The 1,230-nt window shown below is 46.2% G+C and carries 3 rRNA genes; all 3 read left to right on the top strand.

The window, feature by feature from the left end:
• Nucleotides 1-218: ribosomal RNA gene (locus BTR25_RS28005) — 23S ribosomal RNA — on the top strand; the annotation flags it as partial.
• 203 nt (nucleotides 219-421) lie between these two features.
• Nucleotides 422-538 (top strand): 5S ribosomal RNA (gene rrf, locus BTR25_RS26625).
• 327 nt (nucleotides 539-865) lie between these two features.
• A 16S ribosomal RNA gene (locus tag BTR25_RS26630) occupies nucleotides 866-1,230 on the top strand; the annotation flags it as partial.

The following is a 1,230-nucleotide window of genomic DNA, read 5'->3' on the forward strand; positions in this document are numbered from 1 at the left end:
GTACCAGTACCAGTTGTCTTGCCAAAGGCATCGCTGGGTAGCTATGTGCGGACGGGATAAGTGCTGAAAGCATCTAAGCATGAAGCCCCCCTCGAGATGAGATTTCCCATAGCGCAAGCTAGTAAGAACCCTGAAAGATGATCAGGTTGATAGGTCAGAGGTGGAAGCGCGGTGACGTGTGGAGCTGACTGATACTAATCGTTCGAGGACTTAACCAAATAGAAAAGCGGAGGCGACTGGTCAACTTCGACAGACGTTGGAGGGCCGGCACTGCAAATCCTGGTTTTGGATTTGTAGGGACGGATCGAAACGGCCGAGAAATTAGGAGCCGAAGCTGGACAAATGAATTAGGTGAACTGGGTTTTACAAAACTTCTTCTACATTATCTAGTTTTGAGGGAATGAAACCTCAAACTTAATAGTCTGGTAATTAAGGCGAGAAGGTCACACCCGTTCCCATACCGAACACGGAAGTTAAGCTTCTCAGCGCCGATGGTAGTTGGGGCAGGCGCCCCTGTGAGAGTAGGACGTTGCCAGGCGAAAGACAGAAATTTACTTTCTGTCTTTTTTAATCCCATTAACAAAAATGGAAAAAACTATCTATTGTAAGTAAACACCGACGGTGTTATGATAGGAAAGTCGCTTTTGAAGACGAATGTATTAAATAGAAACTTCATCAAGTAATTGGTAAAATTTTAATATTGATACACTAGTTGAAACGCGATATACTATTATTCCTGTCACAAACGGCAGTTAAATTGTTCTTTGAAAACTAAACAAACAAAAAAGTCAACAAACAATAAATTTTCATGTTTCTTCTATAATTAGAGAACATGAGCCAACGTAACAAATGAGCTATATCAACTTTCATGGAGAGTTTGATCCTGGCTCAGGACGAACGCTGGCGGCGTGCCTAATACATGCAAGTCGAGCGAATCATGAGGTGCTTGCACCTCTTGGTTAGCGGCGGACGGGTGAGTAACACGTGGGCAACCTGCCTGTAAGACTGGGATAACATCGGGAAACCGATGCTAATACCGGATAATCCTTTTCCTCTCATGAGGGAAAGCTGAAAGTCGGCTTCTCGCTGACACTTACAGATGGGCCCGCGGCGCATTAGCTAGTTGGTGAGGTAACGGCTCACCAAGGCGACGATGCGTAGCCGACCTGAGAGGGTGATCGGCCACACTGGGACTGAGACACGGCCCAGACTCCTACGGGAGGCAGCAGT

It is taken from the genome of Bacillus sp. MRMR6, from assembly GCF_001940785.1.
Taxonomy (GTDB): Bacteria; Bacillota; Bacilli; order Bacillales; family Cytobacillaceae; genus Neobacillus.